General features: G+C 71.5%; 20 protein-coding genes and 1 tRNA gene. 10 read left to right on the top strand and 11 right to left on the bottom strand.

Features of this window, described 5'->3' with window-relative positions:
* Positions 1-44: 44 nt before the first annotated feature.
* Genes EDF63_RS09860 through EDF63_RS09870 form a run of 3 tightly spaced genes read right to left on the bottom strand, consistent with a single transcriptional unit; the run spans position 45 to position 3,777 of the window.
* The gene (locus EDF63_RS09860; RefSeq protein ID WP_123312845.1) at positions 45-1,367 is read right to left on the bottom strand and encodes an NtaA/DmoA family FMN-dependent monooxygenase; all 1,323 of its coding nucleotides are present in this window, start codon (positions 1,365-1,367) and stop codon (positions 45-47) included.
* Complete coding sequence (locus tag EDF63_RS09865; protein ID WP_123312846.1) at positions 1,364-2,740, bottom strand: LLM class flavin-dependent oxidoreductase; 1,377 nt, start codon at positions 2,738-2,740, stop codon at positions 1,364-1,366. The genes EDF63_RS09860 and EDF63_RS09865 overlap by 4 nt, the downstream gene beginning before the upstream one ends.
* Positions 2,737-3,777: an LLM class flavin-dependent oxidoreductase gene (locus EDF63_RS09870; protein WP_185021362.1), complete on the bottom strand. Its 1,041-nt coding sequence runs from the start codon at positions 3,775-3,777 to the stop codon at positions 2,737-2,739. The genes EDF63_RS09865 and EDF63_RS09870 overlap by 4 nt, the downstream gene beginning before the upstream one ends.
* Positions 3,778-4,012: 235 nt before the next feature.
* Between EDF63_RS09870 and EDF63_RS09875 the strand changes: the two genes are divergently transcribed.
* Together EDF63_RS09875 and EDF63_RS09880 are read left to right on the top strand one after the other, a co-directional pair.
* Complete coding sequence (locus tag EDF63_RS09875) at positions 4,013-5,020, top strand: helix-turn-helix transcriptional regulator (protein WP_123312848.1); 1,008 nt, start codon at positions 4,013-4,015, stop codon at positions 5,018-5,020.
* Between the two features lie 76 nt (positions 5,021-5,096).
* Positions 5,097-5,600, top strand: coding sequence for a hypothetical protein (locus EDF63_RS09880; protein WP_123312849.1), 504 nt, complete (start codon positions 5,097-5,099; stop codon positions 5,598-5,600).
* A gap of 107 nt (positions 5,601-5,707) precedes the next feature.
* Here EDF63_RS09880 and EDF63_RS09885 read toward each other — a convergent pair whose 3' ends face one another.
* The gene (locus EDF63_RS09885) at positions 5,708-6,055 is read right to left on the bottom strand and encodes an ASCH domain-containing protein (protein WP_260233044.1); all 348 of its coding nucleotides are present in this window, start codon (positions 6,053-6,055) and stop codon (positions 5,708-5,710) included.
* 28 nt (positions 6,056-6,083) lie between these two features.
* Between EDF63_RS09885 and EDF63_RS18660 the strand changes: the two genes are divergently transcribed.
* Positions 6,084-6,239 carry a hypothetical protein gene (locus EDF63_RS18660; RefSeq protein ID WP_185021363.1) on the top strand — a complete coding sequence of 52 codons (156 nt, stop codon included), beginning with the start codon at positions 6,084-6,086 and terminating at the stop codon, positions 6,237-6,239.
* 56 nt (positions 6,240-6,295) lie between these two features.
* Positions 6,296-7,462, top strand: coding sequence for a N(5)-(carboxyethyl)ornithine synthase (locus EDF63_RS09890; protein ID WP_123312851.1), 1,167 nt, complete (start codon positions 6,296-6,298; stop codon positions 7,460-7,462).
* Between the two features lie 94 nt (positions 7,463-7,556).
* On the opposite strand, the gene EDF63_RS09895 is transcribed toward EDF63_RS09890, so the two are convergent.
* Complete coding sequence (locus tag EDF63_RS09895) at positions 7,557-8,135, bottom strand: TetR/AcrR family transcriptional regulator (protein WP_123292596.1); 579 nt, start codon at positions 8,133-8,135, stop codon at positions 7,557-7,559.
* Between the two features lie 81 nt (positions 8,136-8,216).
* On the opposite strand from EDF63_RS09895, the gene EDF63_RS09900 reads away from it, so the two are divergent.
* Positions 8,217-9,098 carry an NAD-dependent epimerase/dehydratase family protein gene (locus EDF63_RS09900; RefSeq protein ID WP_123312852.1) on the top strand — a complete coding sequence of 294 codons (882 nt, stop codon included), beginning with the start codon at positions 8,217-8,219 and terminating at the stop codon, positions 9,096-9,098.
* Positions 9,099-9,236: 138 nt separating this feature from the next.
* On the opposite strand, the gene EDF63_RS09905 is transcribed toward EDF63_RS09900, so the two are convergent.
* From EDF63_RS09905 to EDF63_RS09915, 3 genes are all read right to left on the bottom strand, one after another.
* Complete coding sequence (locus EDF63_RS09905) at positions 9,237-9,785, bottom strand: hypothetical protein (RefSeq protein ID WP_123312853.1); 549 nt, start codon at positions 9,783-9,785, stop codon at positions 9,237-9,239.
* A 4-nt stretch (positions 9,786-9,789) separates the two neighbouring features.
* Entirely contained in the window at positions 9,790-9,987 is a 198-nt protein-coding gene (locus tag EDF63_RS09910; RefSeq protein WP_123312854.1) for a hypothetical protein, read from the bottom strand.
* A 26-nt stretch (positions 9,988-10,013) separates the two neighbouring features.
* Positions 10,014-10,086: transfer RNA gene (locus EDF63_RS09915), tRNA-Val, on the bottom strand.
* A gap of 111 nt (positions 10,087-10,197) precedes the next feature.
* Here EDF63_RS09915 and EDF63_RS09920 point away from each other — a divergent pair.
* Together EDF63_RS09920 and EDF63_RS09925 are read left to right on the top strand one after the other, a co-directional pair.
* Complete coding sequence (locus EDF63_RS09920) at positions 10,198-10,842, top strand: SatD family protein (RefSeq protein WP_123312855.1); 645 nt, start codon at positions 10,198-10,200, stop codon at positions 10,840-10,842.
* Positions 10,842-11,699: a hypothetical protein gene (locus EDF63_RS09925; protein WP_123312856.1), complete on the top strand. Its 858-nt coding sequence runs from the start codon at positions 10,842-10,844 to the stop codon at positions 11,697-11,699. The genes EDF63_RS09920 and EDF63_RS09925 overlap by 1 nt, the downstream gene beginning before the upstream one ends.
* 174 nt (positions 11,700-11,873) lie before the next feature.
* Here EDF63_RS09925 and EDF63_RS09930 read toward each other — a convergent pair whose 3' ends face one another.
* A complete protein-coding gene (locus EDF63_RS09930; protein ID WP_148061763.1) occupies positions 11,874-12,629 on the bottom strand; it encodes a hypothetical protein in 756 nt (251 codons plus the stop codon).
* Between the two features lie 383 nt (positions 12,630-13,012).
* Here EDF63_RS09930 and EDF63_RS09935 point away from each other — a divergent pair, with 383 nt between their 5' ends.
* The 3 genes from EDF63_RS09935 to EDF63_RS09945 are packed head-to-tail and all read left to right on the top strand — an operon-like array spanning position 13,013 to position 15,104.
* Positions 13,013-13,540 carry a hypothetical protein gene (locus tag EDF63_RS09935; RefSeq protein WP_148061764.1) on the top strand — a complete coding sequence of 176 codons (528 nt, stop codon included), beginning with the start codon at positions 13,013-13,015 and terminating at the stop codon, positions 13,538-13,540.
* Between the two features lie 35 nt (positions 13,541-13,575).
* Positions 13,576-14,556, top strand: coding sequence for an aldo/keto reductase (locus tag EDF63_RS09940; RefSeq protein WP_123312859.1), 981 nt, complete (start codon positions 13,576-13,578; stop codon positions 14,554-14,556).
* Positions 14,553-15,104 carry a hypothetical protein gene (locus EDF63_RS09945; protein WP_123312860.1) on the top strand — a complete coding sequence of 184 codons (552 nt, stop codon included), beginning with the start codon at positions 14,553-14,555 and terminating at the stop codon, positions 15,102-15,104. The genes EDF63_RS09940 and EDF63_RS09945 overlap by 4 nt, the downstream gene beginning before the upstream one ends.
* A 33-nt stretch (positions 15,105-15,137) precedes the next feature.
* Here EDF63_RS09945 and EDF63_RS09950 read toward each other — a convergent pair whose 3' ends face one another.
* Positions 15,138-16,712 (bottom strand): CoF synthetase, encoded by a 1,575-nt coding sequence (locus EDF63_RS09950; RefSeq protein WP_260233045.1) that lies wholly within the window; start codon positions 16,710-16,712, stop codon positions 15,138-15,140.
* On the bottom strand, positions 16,709-17,758 hold the full coding sequence (locus EDF63_RS09955; RefSeq protein ID WP_123312861.1) for a hypothetical protein: 1,050 nt from the start codon (positions 17,756-17,758) through the stop codon (positions 16,709-16,711). The genes EDF63_RS09950 and EDF63_RS09955 overlap by 4 nt, the downstream gene beginning before the upstream one ends.
* Positions 17,759-17,848: the final 90 nt, after the last annotated feature.

Genomic DNA, 17,848 nt, shown 5'->3' on the forward strand with positions numbered 1-17,848 from the left:
GGGGTTCGGGTTGCAGGGGTGCGGTGCTGGGAGGGGTGGTGCGGTCAGCGGTGCGCGCGGTCCGGCACCCGGGGGTGTCCGAAGCGCTCGCGCAGGGTGAGGTCGTCGTACGCCGTGGCGGTCCGGCCGCGGCGCTGCAGTTCCGGCACGACGTGGTCGACGAACCGGTCGATCCCGCCGGGCAGGTACGGGAACTGCACGATGAAGCCGTCGGCGCCACCGTCGTCGGTGAGCTCCTCGAACCGGTCGGCGATCTCCGGTCCGGTTCCCGCCAGCAGGCTGCGGCGGTACGACCACGCGTAGACGTCGCGGGGCGTCGCGGGGCCGTCGGCGAGGAGCCGGTCGACCGCGGGCTTCGGCGAGCGGGTCTCGTTCGAGGTGTCGAACTCCTCGGCGTAGTCGAACGGCACGTCGACGTCGCGGCCGGACAGGTCCTGCCCGATCTGGTGCGACACGTCCTCGAGGATGAGGGCGTCCGGCGTCAGGGCGAGGATCGCGTCCGCCTCGGCTCGGGCGTCGGCGGCGGTCTCCCCCACGACCGGCATCACCGACGGCATGATCTTCACCGCGTCGGCGGAGCGGCCGTGCCGGACGGCGCGGGCGCGCAGGTCGTCGACGAAGCGTCGGACGTCCGCGGTGGAGCCACCACGGGTGAACACCGCGTCGGCCGTGTCCGCGGCGAGTTCCAGCCCGGACTCGGACCCGCCGGCCTGGAACAGCAGCGGGTGGCCCTGCGGCGGCCGCGCGATGTTGAGCGGCCCGCGCACCCGGAAGAACTCGCCCTCGTGGTCGAGACGGTGCAGGCCGTCGCGGCGCGCGAAGACCCCGGACGCCGGGTCGGCGACGATCGCGTCGTCGTCCCAGCTGTCCAGCAGACCGTTGACGACGTCGACGAACTCGCGACCGCGCTCGTACCGCCGGGAGTGGTCGATGTGGGCGTCACCGCCGAAGTTGCGGGCCTCTTCGTCGTAACGACTCGTGACGAGGTTCCACGCGGCTCGCCCACCGCTGAGGTGGTCGAGCGAGGCGAGGGTCCTGGCCACGTGGTACGGCTCGTTGTACGTCGTCGACACGGTCGCGGCGAGGCCGATCCGCGACGTCACCTGGGACAGCGCGGCGAGCAGCGTGAACGGTTCGGGCCGCAGCGCACCGTAGTGGTCGACGCCCGACGGGTACCGGTCCCAGAAGTACAGGCCGTCGGCGAGGAAGAGCGTGTCGAACACCCCGCGCTCGGCGGTCTGCGCGATGTGCCGGTGGTGCCGGATGCTCAGGTGCTCGGCGGGACGCGAGGACGGGTGCCGCCACCCGGTGACGTGCGCGCCTCCCGGGTGGAAGGCGAAGGCGCCCAGCAGGATGCGGTCGCTCATGCGGACGCCTCCTGGTCGACTGTCGCTGGCGCGGGCACGGCTGCCGAACCGTCGTACCGGCTCGCCGGTCGCGCCAGCCCGAGGTGCTCCCGCAGGGTGTCGCCGCGGTACGCGCGGTCGTACACGCCACGACGTTCGAGCTCCGGCACCACCTGGTCGACGAACCGGTCGACGCTCACCGGGATCGACGAGAACGCGAGCATGTAGCCGTCGGCGGCGTCCTGCGCGTAGCGCTCGGTCAGCCAGTCGGCGATCTGCTCGGGCGTGCCCGGCAGGAACCGACGGCGCAGGATCGTCCGGTAGACCTCGCGCAGCGTGGTGGCCTCGGCGGCGATGCGGCGGATCGACTCGTAGACGGACTTCGACTGGTTGATCGCCGTCTCGTCGAAGACGTGCTCGAACGGTGCGTCGAGCGGCCGGTCGGACAGGTCGGTCTGCAGGTAGTGGGACAGCAGGTCGAGCGAGACGCGGTCCGGTGTCAGCTCCTCGATCTCGTCGAGCTGCCGCAGCGCGTCGGCCTCGGTGTCGCCGATCACCGGCGACACCGCCGGCAGGATCAGCATCGACGACGCGTCACGTCCGTGCTCGACGGCGCGGCGCTTGTAGTCGGCGTACAGGGCCTGTGCGTCGGCGAGGTCGTCCTGCCAGAGGGTGAAGACGCCCTCGGCCTTCGCACCGGCCAGCGCACGGCCGGCCTCGGATGCCCCGGCCTGGAACAGCACCGGGTGGGCCTGCGGCGGCCGGGCGATGTTGAGCGGCCCGCGTACGCGGAAGAACTCGCCCTCGTGGTCGAGCACGTGCAGTCCGTCGCGCTTCGCGAAGTACCCGGACTCCTGGTCGTACAGGAACGCGTCGTCGTCCCAGCTGTCCCAGAGGCCCTGCACGACGTCGACGAACTCGGCACCCCGGCGGTAGCGGACGGCGTGGTCGAGGTTCGCGTCGCGACCGAAGTTCCAGGCCTCTTCGTCCGAGGCGCTCGTCACGAGGTTCCAGGCGGCCCGGCCCTCGCTCAGGTGGTCGATCGACGCCAGCTTCCGAGCCACGTGGTACGGCTCGTTGTAGGTGGTCGAGACCGTCGCGGCGAGCCCGATGTGCTCGGTCCGCTGCGACAGGGCACCGAGCAGGGTGAAGGGCTCGGTGCGGATGTTCACGGCGTGGTCGATGCCCGACGCGAAGCGGTCCCAGACGTACAGCTCGTCGGCGATGAACAGCGTCGCGAACCCACCGCGCTCGAGCGTCTGCGCGAACCGCACGTAGTACTCGACGTCCAGGTAGGCGTCCGGTTCGCTGCCCGGCAGGCGCCAGCTCGTGACGTGCTCGCCGCCGGGGTAGAAGACCATCCCGCCGAGCACCAGGCCGCCGTCGCGGGTCATGCCGTCACCGCCTCGTGGGCCAGGACGGCGCCGAGCTGCGGGGCCACCTGTTCGGCGAACAGCGCGAGGGCGTCCGTCCGTGCACCGACGTCGGAGTAGCCGTCGTCGACCTGCACGTTGAGCTGCGTCGCGTACCGGGAGTACGGCTTCGACGCGATCGACTCGGCGATGTCGTCGGCCGTGCCGTAGTGCAGGTTGAGCGACGCGGCCTTCTCGGCCAGGGTCGTCGCCGGCGGCAGGAACGACTCGCCCCACGCGTACTTCGCCTCGATGCCCGCACGCGCCTCGCGCAGCGCGGTGTCGCGGTCCGCGGCCGGGTAGATCGCCGTCGAGAGTGCGACCCGGGGAACAGCGTCGTCCGGCAGCGCGGCGTGGTAGGCGTCCGCGGTGACCTCGGCCGGCACGGTCTGCGTGGTGCCGATCAGCACCCCGTGCCCCCGACGGGCGGCGACGGTGGCGCTCTCGGCGCTGAGCGTGGCGTCCCAGATCCGGTCGAGCAGCCCGCTGCCGTCCGGGTTCAGGCGTGCGGTCCCCGTGCCGAGTGACGCACCACGCAGCGCGTCGAGCAGCCGTGCGAGCTGCTCGTCGAACGCGGCACGACGGGTGTCGTGGTCGGCCCCGACCAGACCGGGCGCGAAGACGTCGAGGGTCTCCGGGCCGCCACCGTTCGCGACGCCGAGTTCCACGCGTCCGTCGCTGATCGCGTCGAGGACGGCGGCGTCCTCCGCGACCCGGACCGGGTCCTCATGCGGCAGCGTGACCGCTCCGAGCCCGAGGCGCAGGGTGGACGTCCGCTCGGCGAGGGCCGCGAAGAACACGAACGGTGACGGCAGTCCGCCGCGCGCCGGTGCGTCGTCGTGTCGGAAGTGGAACTGGCGGACCCAGGCCCCGTCGTACCCGAGGCGTTCCGCCGCGGTGAAGAGCTCGAGCTCCTCGCGGTAGGCCCGGGTCGCCGGCGGCGCCTCGGTGCCGTGCGAGAACACCGCGATCCGCAACGGCACCGTGGCCGCGCGGGCGGTGCGTTCGACGTGCGTCATGCAACACTCCCTCGTCAGTGGAGCGATGCAAACACGAGCGAGCGACGCGCACGAGCGTCGACGTAACGGGGCGCAGTGATTCGTCACGGAACGTAGGAGAGCGCGCGCAGCGCGGAACAGGAGCATCATCGCCGCCCTTGTGCCCGGAGCAGGACCGACGTAGCTTGGCGGCAGCTGCCCCGGACCCCGGTCGCCGGAACTCCTGTGTTCCTCGAGCCGATCAGGGAGCGTCACCGTGTCGCAGCAATCCGTCGACGAGACGTCATCCGCGAACGTCACCGAATCGACCCTTTCCACAGCGGCCGCACCGGTCCGCCTGGAGGCCTCGGCGTCCTCGCCCGAGCAGGCCCTCGAGCAGTTGCCGGGCCTCGTCACGGGCACCTCCTGGCAGACCCGTCCGACCACCGGGGCGTACTCGTTCCGGTACCTGGCCGTCGGTGACGGCAACGTGACGCTGCGCCGGTCGCAGATGCGCGGCTACGTCCGCGGCACCGTGGCCCCCGACGACGCGTACATCGTCGTCCTGGTGCTCGGCGGCGTCGTCACGCTCGACCTCCTGCGTGGCGGCGGGCCGGTCGACAACGGCGTGCCGGCGCTGATGCCCACCGAACGACGCGCCGTGGTCGAGGCCAGCAACCACGACGCCGTCATGGTGCACCTCACCCGCGCGTTCGTGCGGTCCGTCGCCGAGGAGCGCCACGGCCTGCCCTCCGGCGGCCTGCACCTCGACGAGCGTGCTGTCCCCGCAGCGGACGCCGTCGTGCGCTGGCGGCAGGTCCTCGAGTCCGCTCGTCGGGTCCTCGCGGCACAGGGTGTGGCCTCCACCGCGTGGTCGGACGCCACCCGGGCCGTCGCCGTGGCCTTCCTCGCCCTGTACCCGCCGAAGACCGCCGGGCCGTCGAGCGCCCTGTGGGCCCCGCGGAACGCCCGGATCCGGCGAGCGGTCGACCACGTGCACGAGCACGCGGCGGAACCGATCGCCGTGTCGGACCTCGCCGCCGTGTCGGGCTTGAGCGTCCGTGCCGTGCAGGAGTCGTTCCAGCGGCTGTTCGGGATGCCGCCCTCGACCTACGTCCGGTCCGTGCGTCTCCAGCGCGTCCGAGGCGACCTGCTGCGGCTCGACTCGACGTCCACCTCGGTGAGCGAAGTCGCCCGCCGCTGGGGCTTCGCGCACCTCGGCCGGTTCTCGGCGGAGTACACGAGCCGCTACGGCGAGTACCCGAAGGCCACGCTGCACCGGTGACGGTCGGGTCGGCACCCCGCCGACCGTCGCGGACACCTGGGTCGCCGCGCACCCGTGCTCGCCTACCGTCACGTCCATGTCCACGCGAACGAAGACCGCCACGGCGCTGTTCGGTGCCGCCACCATCGCCCTCCTGCTCACCGCCTGCGACCCCGGCGGCGCCCAGAACCCGAACCCCGTCGGGCAGCTGCCCGGTTCCGAGGAGAAGTCGCAGGCGGCCGAGTGCGACCTCGCCTCGGGTGCCGCGGTCGACCTGATCGCGGACGCCGTCGGCCCGGACGACACGATCACCGCCGCCAACATCCAGAAGGGCGACGGCGGCTGGTACCTCGGTGCGACGATCATGCCGAAGGGCGACGACGACACGAACGAGGACGACGAGGAGGACGCCGTGTCGGTCTGGGCGAGCACCGCCGACCCGACCGCAGACGACTTCGACGGCCCGCTCTACGCCGTCAACGACACCGCGCAGGACGCGGTGTCGGACACCGCCGCGACCGCCGCGCCGAGCTCGTTCAGTGACGACTCGCAGCTCGCGCAGCAGGTCGAGAACTGCGTCGACGGCGAGACCGACGGCTGACGCCACCACGCGCCCTGGGCGCGACCCAGGGCGGACGGGAGGCACGGGGCGGGCCCGCACCGCGCCTCCCGTCCGTCAGGTCGTGGCGTCCACCGCCCTGGCGGACGTCACGCAGGCGGTGTCGCGTCGAGCGCGATGACCGCAACCTGGACCACCGCGTCGTCCGGCATGTCCGGGTAGTAGTTGGCGCGCAGCTGCCGAGCGAAGTCGGCCATGTCGGTGTCGGCCGGCTGGTGCGCGGCGCGAGGGGTGAGCTCCGCCAGGCGGTGGTCGGTCACCTCGGTGACCTGGCCGGCCAACGGCGTCGCCGAGGGGTGCTCGTCGAAGACGAACACCCCGGGGCCGGTGCGGACGTCCTCCTGCCAGCGCACCGTCGTGACCTTGTCGCCGCGCTGGACGGCGTCGTGGTGCTTCTGGTGGAAGTGGATCGTCTGTGGTGCTGCGGTGGGAGACACCGCTCCAGTCTTGCGACATCCTGGCCTCATGACGAACCGATCGCCGTCGGGGCTCCGCGCGGTCGGGTTCGACCTCGACGGGACGCTGTTCGACCACCGGACCGTCGAGCGTTCGAGGCCCTGTCCGCCGAACTCGGGGATGGAGACCCTGGTGCTCACGGCGCTCGCCGACCGCCGCGGGTGACGTGGCCGCCCGGCCGCCCGGCCGCTCGGTGGCGGCACGCGGCCGTAGAGTGCACCATGACCCAAACACCGGCAGCATCGCCGCTGCTGCACCTCGGGGTGCTGGCCGAGTCGCGGAAACCCGACGAACGCCGCCTCCCGATCCATCCCGCCCACTTCGAGCGCATCGACCCCGACCTGCGCGCGAACATCATCCTGGAACGCGGGTACGGTCGCCGCTTCGGCGTCACGGACGACCAGCTCGAACCCCTGGTCGGCGCCATGGCGGACCGAGACGAGCTCATCGCCGCGTCGGACGTCGTGCTGCTGCCCAAGCCCCAGGTGTCCGACCTCGAGGACCTGCGGGACGGACAGGTCCTGTGGGGCTGGCCGCACTGCGTGCAGGACCCCGCCCTCACCCAGGTCGCGATCGACAAGCGCCTGACCCTCATCGCGTGGGAGTCGATGAACCACTGGCGGTCGGACGGCGGGTTCAGCCTGCACGTGTTCCACAAGAACAACGAGCTCGCGGGCTACTGCTCCGTCATCCACGCCCTGCAGCTCTGTGGTTCCACCGGGGACTACGGCCGCCGGCTCACCGCGGTCGTGATCGGCTTCGGGGCCACCGCCCGCGGTGCCGTCACCGCGCTGAACGCCCACGGGATCCACGACGTCCGCGTCCTGACCAACCGCGACATCGCGGCCGTGGGGTCGCCGATCCCCTCCGTCGACATGCTGCAGATCAGCCAGGACGACCACGACCCCAGCGGCAACACGGTGAAGACCGAGGACGGTCCGGTGCCGCTGGCGCCGTACCTGGCCGAGAACGACATCGTCGTGAACTGCACGCTCCAGGACCCGAACGCCCCACTCACGTACCTGCGCACCGAGGACCTGGGCGTGTTCCGTCCGGGCAGCCTCATCGTCGACGTCTCGATCGACGTGGGGATGGGGTTCGAGTGGGCGCAGGCGACGACCTTCGGGGAACCGATGATCACCGTCGGCGAGAGCACGAACTACTACGCCGTCGACCACAGCCCGTCGCTGCTCTGGAACTCGACGACGTGGGAGATCAGCGAGGCGCTCATGCCGTTCCTCCGACCGGTGATGGAGGGCCCGTCGTCGTGGGCCGAATCGGACACGATCCGACGCGCCGTCGAGATCGAGGACGGCCACGTGCGCAACCCGGCGATCCTCGCGTTCCAGGGGCGCTCGGACGAGTACCCGCACGTGGTGGCCGGCTGACGCGGGCGCTGAGGGCTGGTCGGCGCTGACCCGATGCGGAACGACGAGGTCGACGTCGTGCGACAACGGCGTCGTCGTACCGCGTCGGCGGTGCTCACCGGAGCGCCGCAGCAGCCTCCCGCAGCTCGGCGAACGCTGCGAGCGCATGACCCGCGAGTCCGTCGTCATCAGCGCGTGCCGCACCGGCCCACCGGTCGAACCCCTGCTTGAAGGCGAGCACGCCCATCTCGCTCGCGAGCCGGGCCGTCGGTTCCGCGACCCCGCGCTCGATGAGCGCATCGGTCATCGCGGCGGCCATACCGACGCTCTTCAGGGCGTCGCGCTCCTGGAGCTCGGCGCTCGCGGCGACCGCGGCCTTGAGTCGCGGACCCAGCTCGCGGTTCATCGGACCCATCTCGCCCGATGCACGTTCGAGCCCAGCAGCGACGGCGTCGAGCGGTGAACGTTCGGGCGCTGCGTCGGTGATCCCCTCGGACAACAAGCGGCTCAACGTCTCCTGCCCGGCGACGAGTAGTTCGCGCTTGTCCGGGAAGTGTCGGAAGAAGGTGCTCTTCGTGACCCCCGCTCGCTCGGCGATCTGCGTCACGGTCGTCTCGTCGTACCCCTGCTCGGAGAACAGGTCGACGGCGGCCAGGACCAGCCGTTCCCGAGCTCCCGGTTCCCATCGCGCCATGGGAGCATCCTACGGGACGGGACAATTGTCTCATCACGGGTGTACGGTGACGAGACACTTGTCCCATCACTGGAGGATCCCATGCGCGTCTTCATCACCGGCGGCACCGGCACCATCGGAACGGCCGTCGTCGCCGAACTCATCGCCGCAGGCCACAGCGTCACTGCGCTCGCCCGCTCGGAACGCTCGGCCGCAGCCCTCACCGCGGCGGGCGCCGAACCGGTCCGGGGCGGTCTCAGCGACCTCGACGTCCTCCGTGCCGGTGCGCGCGCCGCCGACGGCGTCGTCAGCCTCGCGTTCTCGAACGACTTCAGCTCGCCGGAAGCCCTGACCCGGGGCATCGCCGAGGAAGCGGATGCGATGGCCGTACTCGGCGAGGAACTCGTCGGCTCCGACGGCCCGTTCGTCGTCGTGTCCGGCACGCCGTGGGTCCCGGGCAGGGCGTCGACCGAGGCCGACCCCCTGCCCCTCGAGGGACCGGTCGCCGGTCGCGCCCGATCGGTGCTCGCCGCGCTCGACCTGGCCGAGCGGGGCGTGCGGGTGTCCGCGATCCGGTTGCCGCGCACCGTGCATGCCGACGGCGCGGGCGGCTTCGCGGGCATCCTCACCGAGACGGCCCGAGGCAGCGGTGTGGCCGGGTACCCCGGAGACGGCGAACAGCGCTGGCCCGCCGTGCACGCGCGGGACGCTGCCGTCCTCTTCCGACTGGCTCTGGAGGTCGCACCGGCCGGCACGGTCTGGCACGCCGTGGCCGACGAGGGCGACCGGGTGCGCGACCTCGCCGAGGTGATCGGCCGACGGCTCGGACTGCCGGTCGAACGCGTCGCAGACGAGACATTCGGGGCGTTCGCCCCGATCTTCGTGATGGACCAGCCGGCGTCGAGCGAGCACACGCGTCGCACGCTCGCTTGGGAGCCGGTCCACGAATCGCTGCTGGCAGACCTGGAACACGTCGAGCGCTGACGTCGTGGCCTGGGCGCGATGTCAGGGACGGACGGGAGGCGCGGTGCAGGCCCGCACCGCGCCTCCCGTCCGCCGTCGGCGCGCGTGACCCGCCCCGCGTCCGTCGGGCGGACCGGTGCGGTCGGTCAGGCGGCGCGGTCAGTCGCCGGGCGCCGACACCCAGACGTTGGGAGCGAGCTCCCGCAGCGGGTCCGCCCCGACGCTGGTGTACCCGTCGGACACCAGGAGAGTCTGGTGCTCCTGCTCGTCGATCATGCTCGTGACGACGGATGCCCGATGGATGTCCTGCCTCCCCCCGCACACCGAGTAGTTCGCAGCACTGTCGGGGTCGCCGTCCCACGCGATCAGGCACGCTCCACCGTCGGCAACGGCAGCGATCCAGTAGGCCGTGCCGTCGTGCTCGACGGCGAACCGCGCGCTGTTCGGGACCATGTCGTCAGGAGTCGTCGTCAGGTCCGCGGGCAACGCGTCCCGCGCAGCGATGGGCTTGCGCAGGATCGAGAAGAAATCGGACGCGTCGCTCGCCGTGTCCGACACGGTCGACGGCGTCGTGTCCGGGCGGTGCGTACTCGACGACGGATGCGGAGCAGCGTCGCCGTCCGAGCAACCCGTGAGCACGACGACCGAAGCGACCGTGATCGCAGCGACCGCGCCGAGCAACCGCAGGGTTCGTGGTGCACCGATCACCGGGTCAGTTCCCCCACACGAGGAACGCGATGACCCCGCCGATCAGGACCGCGCCGATCGGGACGAGGTACACCCAGTCGTGACGGATCGGACCCTGTCCGGGCTGGTGGTCGCGCTGGAACGGTGCGACCGGGTTCCCACTCGTTCCCGGCAGGAAGTCGACAGAGTGCTGTCGGACCGGTTCGTGTCGTCGGCTGTTCATCGGACCCCCCGTGATCGCTTCTGCGGTGGGCTCTGGCGGGCTCGAACCGCCGACCACTTCGGTGTAAACGAAGTGCTCTACCAACTGAGCTAAGAGCCCGCGACTCGATCCTAGAGGTCGATCCCCCGTATCGTGGCGCTGGACAGCCCGGCCGCGAACCAGTTCAGTGCTCGGCTTCATTTCGCCGATAGTAAGCCGTACACTTAACCCATGTCGGACGAGCCCATCTACGCCGTGATCCTCGACCTCGTCGACTCACGCACGCTCGAGGACCGCCCCGCCGCGCAGCGCGACGTCGAGCGAGCGTTCCGCGAGACGACCGACGTCACCCCGGTGGACCCGGTGCACGCGACCGTCGGCGACGAGTTCCAGGTGATCTACGCAACGCTCACCGACGCGCTCGTCGCCAGCACCGCGGCAATGCTCGCGCTGCCATCGACGGTGCAGGTCCGACTCGGGATGGGTCGCGGGACGGTGCGCACGGTGGGGTCCGGCACGAGCGGTCCGCTCCAGGACGGCCCGGCGTGGTGGTCCGCCCGCGACGCCATCAACGAGACGCACCGCCGCGAAGACGGCCGGACGTCCTTCCTCCGGTCGTGGTTCCACGCGTCCGACGACCGCCACGGCACCGAGGAGCGACTCGTGAACGCCTACTTCCTCAGCCGCGACCACGTCGTGGCCCGCCTGACACCACGGGCCCGACGCATCGCGCTCGGACTCGTCCAGGGCCGGACCCAGGCGCAGATCGCCGCGACCGAGGGGATCACCCCGTCCGCGGTCTCCCAGTCGGTGCAGAAGTCGGGCGTGGCCGCGATCGTCGAGGGTCTCCGGGTCCTCGCGGGACAGGAACGCTGATGCTCGCCGGGATCCTCCTCGCACTCATCGGGCTGGGCGACGTCGTCCGGGCACGCACCGGTACTGACGCGCACCGACCGCGCACGCTGACCACCATCGCTATCGTCGTGCTCTGGGCCGGGGTGTCCGCTGTGGCCTGGCTCGGTCTCGGTGTCCCCGTGTGGAGCGTCCTCGTCACGGTGGTGCTCGCAGCGGCGTGGATCGCCACGACCGCGCCGGTCCGAGCCGGTGGCGGGACCGCGGACGGCGACCGTGGCGAACCGACGGCCCGGGGGCTGCTGCGAGGGTCCGGGTCCTGGCCCGCGGTCCTGCTCGCCGTCGCCGTCGCCGTGCTGCTGCTCTGGGGGCCACTGCCCGACGGCACGGGCTTCGTGGTCGACTGGCACGACGGCTCGGGCCTGGCGTTCGTCGACGCCGTTCCGCTCGCCGCCGTCGTGGGCGGTGTCGGCTCGGCGCTGTTCCTCGTCGACTCCGCGAACGTGGTCGTCGCCCAGGCACTCCCGCCGGGACTCCAGCGCGGAGCCGTCACGGGCGCCGAGGCCGATGACCTCCGCCGCCGGTTCGGGCGACGCCGACGCTCCGACGCCGACGCCGAACAGTCCGGGGACAGCACGGTGCGTCTCAAGGGCGGTCGCCTGATCGGCCCGATCGAACGACTGCTGCTGGCCGGGTTCGCGGTGGCGGGGGCCTTCCCGGTGGTCGCTGCGCTGATCGCGGCCAAGGGCATCGTCCGGTTCCCCGAGATCCGCCGAGAGACGACCGGCTACCAGGCGGAGTACTTCCTGATCGGCAGCCTGGTGAGCTGGGCGATGGCCTTCGCCGCCGCCGGCATGTGCTGGCTCCTGGCGCACAGCTGACCCGCGCGGAGCCCGTCGGCCCGCCCGTCCCCGTCCCCCGTCCCCCGAGGTTCCGAAATCTCGGCATCTCGCGGCCCGGAGCACGTCAGTGTGGAACCTCGGCGACGAACGCACGGCGAGTTGCGGAACCTCGGCGCAGCGAGTCCACCCGCACCGCGCCGCTTCGGAGACGCGTCAGGCCGCGCGGCGGGCCCGACCCTCGACCTGGCGTTGGACGAAGGCCTGTCGGAGTCGCTCGAACAACACTGCTGGACGTCCGGTGTCCGCGGATGTTGCGTGGATGACGATCCAGCCGTTCACCGCGAAGCCGTTCGACCGGCGCTGATCGTGCTGGAAGGTCCGGCGGTCACGGTGGTGATCGCCGTCGTACTCGAGGGCGATCCGGAGCGTCGGCCACGCGAGGTCTGCTCGGCCGAGGAAGGAACCGTGGTCGTCCACGACGTCGACGTTCACCTCGGGCTCCGGGAACCCCGCATCGACCACTCCGAGTCGGAGACGGGTCTCCATGGGCGACTCGACTCCGGTCCGCACCCTGTCGAGTGCGGTTCGTGCTCGTCGTGCCGAGCGACTTCCGGGGACGATCGCGGCCGCCAGTCCGTCGATGGTGGCGAGCCCGCTCGGACCGACGAGGTGGTCACCCAGGACGACGAGTTCGACGACGGTGAGCAGTGACGCCGACTCGAACCACGCGCGCGCTGGCGGGCTGACCGGGATGCCCCGGACGAGATCCGGCCGGAAGCCCTCGATACGCGTGCGGTGCGGGACGACCTGGGGGCGGCGCATGATCGGCGCGGTCCCGATCGCCGTCACGTGCACGAGTTCGTCGTCGAGCCGTGACGGGAGCGGCGCTCCCCAGAGCCGAGCGGCCGTGGTGTGGCTGACGAACTGGTCGCTCCGGAGGACGACGGCGATCGCTTCCACGACCGTCACGGGGACGTCCGCTCGGACGCGGACGCCGTGGACCGGAGCCCTGAGGTCGCGGCGGGTCAGCCGCGATGGGCTCGCTCCGGCCGCCAGCGCCTCTCGCACCGGGAACGGCCTCGGCGAGTGGTCGACGCGTGCTCGATTCCCCATGACGAGAGCATCGCGCACCAGGTGCCGGGCCCGACCACGGTCGGACGCATCTGTGGAGAACGACGCGGGACGGGCCTCCAGTCCGAACCAGAAGGACGTGGCGAGGTTCCACGACATGCCGCGCGATGACCGCCGAGGTGCCGATCCCGGGCGAACAGCGGCCCGAGATGCCGAGATTTCGGAACCTCGGGGCGCACCCGCCCCGGGGAACCTCGGCAACGGCGCGTACCCTCTCCCTCGTGAACGGTGCCGGTGTCCTCGACGAATCCGGGCGGCTGCGGCTCCTCGGCTCCGGGGTGACGGGTGCGGCGTTCGCGGTCGTCCTCGTCATGCTCGTGTTGTCGTCGTGGACCGAGACGACCACCACCGTCCTGGTCTCCGTCGGCATCCCGTCCGCGGTGGCAGGTGCCGCGATCGCCGTGTACCTGCAGTTGCGCGCCTGGCGTGCCGAGGGCGGGTACGAGCGCTCGATCGCGGTGCGCGAGTGGATCGCCGACGGTCAGGTGCCGTACGGCGTCCCAGCGGAACTGTGGATCCCGCTGGTCCAGGCGCAGGCCGACCGCGAGGGAGCCGGCTGGGGCAAGGTCGTCCTCGGCACGCTGTGGATCGCGATGACGTGGTCGATGCGCGACCAGCACGACGCCCTCATCACGACGATGTTGATCCTGCTCTGGGCCGGCATGGTCCTGTGGGCGGCCGTCTGGGTCATCCCCCGCGCTCGGGCGGCCCGTGCGCTGCTCCGCCGCGGGGTCTCCACCATCGGCTGAACGACCGCGCGAACCCGCTGACTACGATCGGCGCCATGCAGAGTCGCACCCTCGGCCGAACCGGCCGCGAAGTCTCCCCCATCGGTCTCGGTACGTGGCAATTCGGCGGTGACTGGGGTCCGGTGAGCGAAGCGGACGCGAACGCCGTGATGGACGCCTCGGTCGAGTCCGGTGTCACACTCTTCGACACCGCCGACGTGTACGGCGACGGTCGCAGCGAGCAGCTCATCGGTGCGTGGCGTGCGTCCAACCCCGACGTGCCGCTGACGGTCACGACGAAGATGGGCCGCCGCGCCGAGCAGGTCCCGTCGAACTACGTGGCGGCGAACTTCCGCGAGTGGGTGGACCGCTCGCGCACGAACCTGCGGCAGGACACGCTCGACCTGGTGCAGCTGCACTGCCCGCCGTCCGAGGTCATCGGCGACGACGCCGTGTACGACGCCCTCGACGCGCTGGTCGCGGACGGCTCGGTCGCCGCCTACGGCGTCAGTGTCGAGACGGCCGACCAGGCGTTGGCCGCGATCGCCCGGCCCGGCGTCGCGAGCGTCCAGATCATCCTCAACGCGTTCCGGCTCAAGCCGCTGGACCGCGTGCTGCCGGCGGCCCTGGAGGCAGGCGTCGGCATCCTCGCGCGCGTCCCGTTGGCCTCGGGGTTGCTGTCCGGCAAGTACACGACGGAGACGTCGTTCGCCGAGGGCGACCACCGCAACTACAACCGGCACGGCGAGGCCTTCGACCAGGGCGAGACGTTCAGCGGTGTGGACTACGACGACGGCGTGAGCGCGGCGCAGACCTTCGCGGCGTCCCTGCCCGACGCCGTCTCCGTGCCGCAGGCGGCGCTGGCGTGGGTCATCGCGCAGGACGGCGTGACCGCCGCGATCCCCGGAGCACGGAACCCGGAGCAGGCGCGCTCGAACGCGGCCGCCGGTGACCTGCCGCCGATCGAGGGCCTCGACGCCACGGTGCACGACCTGTACGACACGTGGTTCCGCGCCACGGTCCACGACCGCTGGTGAGGACCCGCGTCGTCGCGGTCGCGGTGGCCGCACTCCTGCTGCTGTCGGGCTGTGCCGCGCCGGGGGCGGGGACGTCGCGCGACGCTCCACCCTGGCCGCGGCCGACCGACCTGTCCGCCCGTGCCGACGTGGCGGCCTTGCGGAACGTGTGGGGTGAGCGCCTCGCCGAGCACGTCCACACCCACCTGACGATCCTGGACGGCGACGACCCGGTGACGGTCCCCGCGAACATCGGGCACTCGGACCGGGGGAAGTTCGCCGCCGAGATCCACACGCACGACACCTCGGGCATCGTGCACGTCGAGTCCCCCACCGAGCAGACCTTCACGCTCGGCCAGTTCTTCGACGAGTGGGGTGTCTCGCTCGGTCCGGAGCACGTCGGCGGCCTGCGTGGCGAGCTCACCGTGTGGGTGGACGGCCACCGCCGGATCGGCAACCCGCGTTCGATCGAGCTGACGAACCGGCGCGAGGTCGTCCTCATCGTGACGACGATCGGCGAGGTCCCACACCTGCCCGCCTCCTTCGACTGGCCACCGCAGTACGGCTAGCGAGCACCGGCCCGCCCCGCGCGGCGAGCCCGCTCAGGCCTCCTTCGGCGCGACCCAGGCCAGGTCGAGCTCCCACTGGTCCACCGAACCGGCGGGCAGCTGCCAGACGTACTCGTTCTTGAGCTTCTTGCCGTCCTCGCGGAACGGCCCCGTCCGGTACGGGTAGAACGCCACCGTCGGCAGGGTGCCGGGCGGCGCCGTCCGGATCGCGTTCGAGAAGTCCTTGTTCAACCGCCGCAGCTCGGTGATGACCGCGGAGCGAGCACTGTCCGAGTCGAACCCCGCCGCCCCGGACGCGAGCTGGAACGCGATGTGCAGCTGTCGGTCGCCCCGGTCGTCCTCGTAGCTGATCAGCCGGTGGTTCTCGACGGCCTCGAGCAGCTCCGGGTCGTCGTAGACCACGTCGCGCACGACGTCGGGCGCGACGACCGCACCGTTGTAGTCGACGGACAGGTCGGAGCGGCCGTAGTGGAACAGCAGGGGCAGGTCGAGCTCGGCGGCGTCGGCGAGCTCGTCGAAGCCGTGTGCGCGCAGCGTCCGGCGCAGCGACCGCATCCGCACGACGTGCCCGCGGTCGTGGATGTTGTACCGGATCCGTGGACTGATGTTCTCGGACCGGGTGATGGTGACGACGAGTTCGCCGAGGTCGTTCGTCTCGATCAGGTACCCGAACGGGTTGAACTGGAACACCATCGGCAGCACGCCGTACTCGGCCTGCTTCGTCAACGCGGCGGACAGCTCGGATGACGCTGCGATCGCCCGGCGCAGCTGCACGCTGAACGGCGTCTCGATGCCGAGGTTGATCTCGAGGTCGCTCGCCCCGTAGGAACCGAGGACGGCCTGCGCGTACTGCTCGATGTGGGCGCGCATGTTCTCGCTGATGCCCTCGCCACCGAACGCCGCGACGATCGTGTACTCGCTCCAGTCGAGCCGGTCGTCCTCGAACAGCGCCTTCAGGAAGGGCGGGTAGCTGCAGATGACGTAGGTGAAGTCGGTACCGAACTCGCGCATCGTCTGCACGATCTTGTCGCGGTCCGGCCCGATCGACTTGATCATCGACGACTCGGTGAGCGACGCCGTCACGTTCATGCCCGTGGCCCACGCCCCGAGCGAGAATGCGTTGAGCACGAACGGCTGCTTCGGCAGGTCCTTCGCGGTGCGCGAGAACCCGAGTTGCAGCAGTTGCCGGGTGGCCTGCCGTTCGTCGGGACCGCGGACCCAGCTGGTCGGCGTGCCGCTCGACCCGCTCGACTCGTCGACGACCACGCCGCGCCGTGGCAGCCGTCCGTCGACGCAGCGCTCGGGGATGCTCCACCGTCTGACGTAGGAGTCCTTGTCCATCTCGGGCAGGCCCGAGATCGCCGCGGCGATCCCGCCACGCGTGTCGAGCCGGGAGGCCCGTCCCGCCTCCGCCAGGAACGCCCCGTAGGCGGGTACCCGCTTCGCAGCCCGCTCCACGGTCCGCCAGGCACGCCAGCGTCCGAGGGTCCAGCGGAGCGGCTCGATGCCCGGCGTGAGCAGGAGCTTGTGGGTGCCGACGCGGGGCATGAACAGCGCCACGAAGGTCTCGACGACCCACACGACCGTGAAGACCGCCGCGCGCTTCACCGTGCACCCCCGAGCGTCATGGCGGCCGCGGGTCTGCGGTGCGCCAGGGGCGGTGGATCGCTGTGCCCGAATCGGAACAGCATCCAGGCCATCCGGCCGTCGGACTCGTCGACGCCGGCGCGTTCGACGAAGGCGGCGTGCGACCGCGGGTTCGTGATCACGGTGCCGAACGGGTGCAGGGCGATCCCCCGCGCGCTGAACTCGAGCCAGATCCGCATGAACACCCGGCCGGCCTCGACGTAGTCGGCCGGCGTGCGGAAGGGCCCCTCGAGCCACCCGAGCTGCCGGACGCCGCGCATCGTCGACAGGTACACGCGCTTGAATACCCCACCGACACCGGGTGCTTCCCACAGCCCACGGTGCTCCATCGCGAACCGCAGGACCGGTCCGGGCATGAGCATCGTCTCCGCCGACAGCCCGTCGCCGGTGGTCACCGCCTGCCGCTTCGAGAACCGCAGCCAGTGCAGGATCTCGTCGTGCACGGCGTCGTGCTGCAGGTCGTCGAACAGGGTCTCCTGGTTGACCCGGACGATCTCGTCGACGGTCGCCCGGTCGGACGTGGTGCGGAACCGCTGCCCGGCGGCCGACGCGATGGCGGACGCGGCGTCCACGGCGGCGTCGTCCACCAGGGTCGCGTCGTAGGGCCTGCGCGAGGTGCGCCGTGCCAGGAAGACGGCCAGGGCCTCCCGGTCGTCCGCGGTGACCGCCCGCGGACGCAGGCGCACCGTGCCCAACCGGTGCAGGTGGTCGTCCGCCGCCCCGGAGTCGCCGGCGTCGAGCCGGCCGAAGTCCATCTCGGCGTGGTCGAGCCGCTCCTGCACGGCGAAGCCGTGCGCTCGGGCCACGACCTCGAGCCCGGCCAGGAACACCCCGGCGCAGACGTGCCCGAACGGGATGCCGAACGACTCCGCCGGCAACCCCCGCCGCAGGTCGTAGAAGACGATCGCGGTGCGGTCGTCCTCGACGCGCACGACGATCGGTTGCGAGTTGTGCGGCGACGGGTAGTGTCGCGCGTCCTCGATGATGCCGGTCCACGGTGATGCCATCGGTTCCCCCTCGGTGGTCTCTCGCACCGATCATACGAACCGCCCCCGACGCCCATGCCGTTGCGGGCATGCGGCACCGCCGCGACCTGC

The organism is Curtobacterium sp. JUb34 (genome assembly GCF_003755065.1).
Classification (GTDB): domain Bacteria; phylum Actinomycetota; class Actinomycetes; order Actinomycetales; family Microbacteriaceae; genus Curtobacterium.

Coding starts and splice junctions, on each gene's coding strand:
- EDF63_RS09910 (WP_123312854.1), bottom strand. CDS start 9,987: ATGAACAGCCGACGACACGAACCGGTCCGACAGCACTCTGTCGACTTC.
- EDF63_RS09880 (WP_123312849.1), top strand. CDS start 5,097: ATGTCCACGCGAACGAAGACCGCCACGGCGCTGTTCGGTGCCGCCACC.
- EDF63_RS09900 (WP_123312852.1), top strand. CDS start 8,217: ATGCGCGTCTTCATCACCGGCGGCACCGGCACCATCGGAACGGCCGTC.
- EDF63_RS09865 (WP_123312846.1), bottom strand. CDS start 2,740: ATGACCCGCGACGGCGGCCTGGTGCTCGGCGGGATGGTCTTCTACCCC.
- EDF63_RS09890 (WP_123312851.1), top strand. CDS start 6,296: ATGACCCAAACACCGGCAGCATCGCCGCTGCTGCACCTCGGGGTGCTG.
- EDF63_RS09925 (WP_123312856.1), top strand. CDS start 10,842: ATGCTCGCCGGGATCCTCCTCGCACTCATCGGGCTGGGCGACGTCGTC.
- EDF63_RS18660 (WP_185021363.1), top strand. CDS start 6,084: ATGACGAACCGATCGCCGTCGGGGCTCCGCGCGGTCGGGTTCGACCTC.
- EDF63_RS09955 (WP_123312861.1), bottom strand. CDS start 17,758: ATGGCATCACCGTGGACCGGCATCATCGAGGACGCGCGACACTACCCG.
- EDF63_RS09860 (WP_123312845.1), bottom strand. CDS start 1,367: ATGAGCGACCGCATCCTGCTGGGCGCCTTCGCCTTCCACCCGGGAGGC.
- EDF63_RS09940 (WP_123312859.1), top strand. CDS start 13,576: ATGCAGAGTCGCACCCTCGGCCGAACCGGCCGCGAAGTCTCCCCCATC.
- EDF63_RS09920 (WP_123312855.1), top strand. CDS start 10,198: ATGTCGGACGAGCCCATCTACGCCGTGATCCTCGACCTCGTCGACTCA.
- EDF63_RS09870 (WP_185021362.1), bottom strand. CDS start 3,777: ATGACGCACGTCGAACGCACCGCCCGCGCGGCCACGGTGCCGTTGCGG.
- EDF63_RS09895 (WP_123292596.1), bottom strand. CDS start 8,135: ATGGCGCGATGGGAACCGGGAGCTCGGGAACGGCTGGTCCTGGCCGCC.